Annotated in this window: 3 protein-coding genes; 2 read left to right on the top strand and 1 reads right to left on the bottom strand. The window is 41.6% G+C overall.

Going from position 1 to position 3,196, the window contains the following annotated elements:
• Positions 1–938, top strand: a 938-nt coding sequence (locus tag F6K37_RS35855; RefSeq protein ID WP_287255699.1) for a sodium:solute symporter family protein, incomplete at its 5' end; no start/stop codon positions are given.
• A 222-nt stretch (positions 939–1,160) separates the two neighbouring features.
• Here the strand turns inward: F6K37_RS35855 and F6K37_RS35850 are convergent.
• Complete coding sequence (locus tag F6K37_RS35850) at positions 1,161–1,571, bottom strand: acyl-CoA thioesterase (protein WP_287255697.1); 411 nt, start codon at positions 1,569–1,571, stop codon at positions 1,161–1,163.
• 267 nt (positions 1,572–1,838) lie between these two features.
• On the opposite strand from F6K37_RS35850, the gene F6K37_RS35845 reads away from it, so the two are divergent.
• Positions 1,839–2,687, top strand: a complete 849-nt coding sequence (locus F6K37_RS35845; protein WP_287255695.1) for an alpha/beta fold hydrolase — start codon at positions 1,839–1,841, stop codon at positions 2,685–2,687.
• Positions 2,688–3,196: the final 509 nt, after the last annotated feature.

Raw genomic sequence — 3,196 nt, 5'->3', positions numbered from 1 at the left:
TGTTTACTGGGATTTATGTATTTTTTGGAGGGGCAAAAGCCGTCATCTGGACTGATGTAGTCCAAGGATTGTTTTTTTTGGTATTAATCATCATTACTGCCTGTCTTTTTACTAACTGGGTGGGGGGCTATGGTAAAGGGATTGAAACGTTAACCCAAGCGATTCCCGAAAAACTCGTTTTTAATAGCAAAAACACGCCAATATTTCTGGACTTAGTCTTGTCCTGGCCCTTTGCCAATATTCTCTGGCCCCAGGCTTTCCAAAGAATGATGATGGCACGCTCGGGCAATACGATCCGCAAAGCAGCATGGGGAAGACTAGGAATTAGTGTAACTATGGTAAGTCTTTTAATGACAATAGGAGTGATGGCAACTGCTGCATTATACGGTCAGATTGACCATAGCGATACACTAATTGCCGAAATGTATCTTAGGTATATGCCCCTTGGGAGTGCGATGATTGTCTTGGCTGTTCTCGCCTGTGGTATGAGTACTATTGATAGTATTTTGCTGACCCTGTCTTCAATTTTTACTCGCGATATCGTTGAAAAACTTTTTCCTCAGCCTCTCTCAGAAAATTCAAGATATCGATTGGCTCAATTAATCTCTATTTTGACTCTGGTTGTCGCTTGCTCTATAGCATTGTCAGAAGTAGGCAGAGGCTACCTGGCTCCCGTGGTTACTTTAAGTGCAACGTTTGCTACCTTCCTCTTGTGGCCCTTACTGGGGATGTTTGTCTGGAAAGGGAGTACAAAAGCAGGGGTCTTTAGTGCTATGGGTCTTGGTTTCCTGGCGTTCTGCATAACCAATGTCATGAAGAATTATTCCGCATTATCCATGCCTCTGGGCAGCACCACAATTGCCTTTTTGACTGGTCTTTTATGTTTTATTGTCGTAAGTTTGTTGACCCGACCTCCTGTAGAAGAGAATAGCCAATAAACCAGAAATGTTCAATACCGAGAATTATCTACCTAAAATTCTACAAACTACAGCTATAACACCCTAGATAAATTCACGATAACACCATTTTATTACACCCACAGATATATAGTTGTATCTCAATTTCAACTCCCGGTGTGATTACCATATTTATCAGTTTTTTTGGTATCACAGGGGCGTGCGGTATTGCATGGTTTTATTTTTAGTAAACCACTCCTTGGGTCAGCAACGCCCTAACCATTGCACTATTTCCTCAGGTAAAGCAATTTTGGTTCTAGTCATTGCATTAATACAAACGTGCTTGGTAATTGCCTTAGCCAGTAACTGTTGCGATGACGAAGCTTTAACAACCTGATAAGCAATTTCAAACTTACTTTCACTCAACTGCTCAGGCATCACATGAATGAGCAGGGGATCCCCACAAAACATAGGACGCAAGAAATCCACACTGGCATGAACAATCGGAATAGCCACAGCGGGCTTAGTGAAAAAGGACTTGAGATTAATGCCCGATGCATCTAGAGAGGCTTCATAGGCTTCATGGCAGATAGATAAAACATTAGCAAAATAGACCACACCAGCGGCATCCGTATCTGAAAACCGAACAGTGCGATTATAAGTAAAAGAAACCATACAATACTTATCAGCTATCAGCTATCAGCTATCAGCTATCAGCTATCAGCTATCAGCTATCAGCTATCAGCTATCAGCTATCAGCTATCAGCTGAATGCTTACAAAGTTTCTGCCCATAGCTTAACCTCCTTGAGGTGCTATTGAATAAAATAAGCTGACGGCTGTTCGCGTAGCGTGGCCTAAGGCCAACGGCTGACGGCTGTTCGCGTAGCGTGAGCTTTTAGCTCACGGCTGAATGCTTACACAACTAACAATTAACAATTAACATGAATGGCATTAAAAAAAACTACCAAGCAGCAGTATATCTCAACACTGACCTCCAGGGGTCAGGATTCCCAATTCTCTGTCTTCACGGTCATCCCGGCTCAAATCAGTGCCTTTCGGTTTTTACCCAACATCTATCCCAGAGGTTCTGGACTATCAGCCCTGATTTGCGAGGATATGGTAAAAGTCCAGCTGATCAGGATTTTCAGATGACCGACCACCTGATTGACTTGGAATCCCTGCTCGACTATTACCACATTGACCGCTGTTTGATACTAGGTTGGTCTTTAGGGGGAATTTTGGCAATGGAGCTTGCTCTGACGCTACCTCAGAGAGTCTCAGGTTTAATTTTAATCGCCACAGCCGCTCGACCCTGGGGTAATCATCCCCCCATTAGTTGGCAGGATAATCTCTATACCGGCATCGCTGGTGTCTTAAATTGGTTACAACCAGGATGGCAATGGAATATTGACACATTTGGTAAGCGATCGCTTTTTCGGTACCTGATCCAACAACACACAACCAGCGCCTACCAGTATATTGCCAACCACGCCATATCAGCCTATTTACAGACCTCCCAAGCCGCTACAGCAGCACTCAACACTGCCATTAGGGCTGGCTATAACCGTTTGCCAGACTTAAACCAGATTCAATGCCCCTCCCTGGTCTTAGCAGGAGCTGCGGATCGCCATATTACCGCAGCATCAAGTCGAGAAACCGCTAAACATCTTAAAGATAGCCAATGGCAATGCTATCACAATACTGCTCACTTGTTTCCTTGGGAAATTCCGGATCAGGTGTTAAAAGATATCGACAGCTGGATTAGCAATAATCCCCAAGTTGTGAGGTGATCAGAATGTATAATTTAGAATTTAGAATGCAGAATTTAGAATGTATAATTTAAAATGTAGAATTAATAATTTATAATTTAAAATGTAGAATTTTGAATTAATTCAAAGCTGATAGCTGTTGGCGTAGCCTGCCCGTAGCGCATATTATGACAATTCTTAATTCTTAATTGAAAGCTGAAAGCTGATAGCTGATAGCTGATAGCTTACAATTCTCAATTCTCAATTCTCAATTCTACATTCTCAATTCTCAATTCTCAATTCTCAATTCTCAATTCTACATTCTCAATTCTCAATTCTCAATTCTACATTCTCAATTCTCAATTCTCAATTCTCAATTCTCAATTCTACATTCTCAATTCTACATTCTCAATTCTACATTCTAAATTCTACATTCTACATTCTACATTCTACATTCTACATTCTAAATATGGTTAAGCATGATGACGACAATTGAAGTACGTCCTGTTAAAACTAAACAAGAGTTAGAGGATATGTACCACCAGCGGTGG

Source organism: Moorena sp. SIO4E2 (assembly GCF_010671945.1).
Taxonomy (GTDB): Bacteria; Cyanobacteriota; Cyanobacteriia; order Cyanobacteriales; family Coleofasciculaceae; genus Moorena; species Moorena producens.
The sequence above is the reverse complement of the archived record's forward strand: the minus strand, read 5'-3'. Positions and strand labels throughout refer to the sequence as shown.

Excerpts from the sequence above, each read along its gene's own strand:
- F6K37_RS35850 (WP_287255697.1), bottom strand. The coding sequence starts at position 1,571 with ATGGTTTCTTTTACTTATAATCGCACTGTTCGGTTTTCAGATACGGAT.
- F6K37_RS35845 (WP_287255695.1), top strand. The coding sequence starts at position 1,839 with ATGAATGGCATTAAAAAAAACTACCAAGCAGCAGTATATCTCAACACT.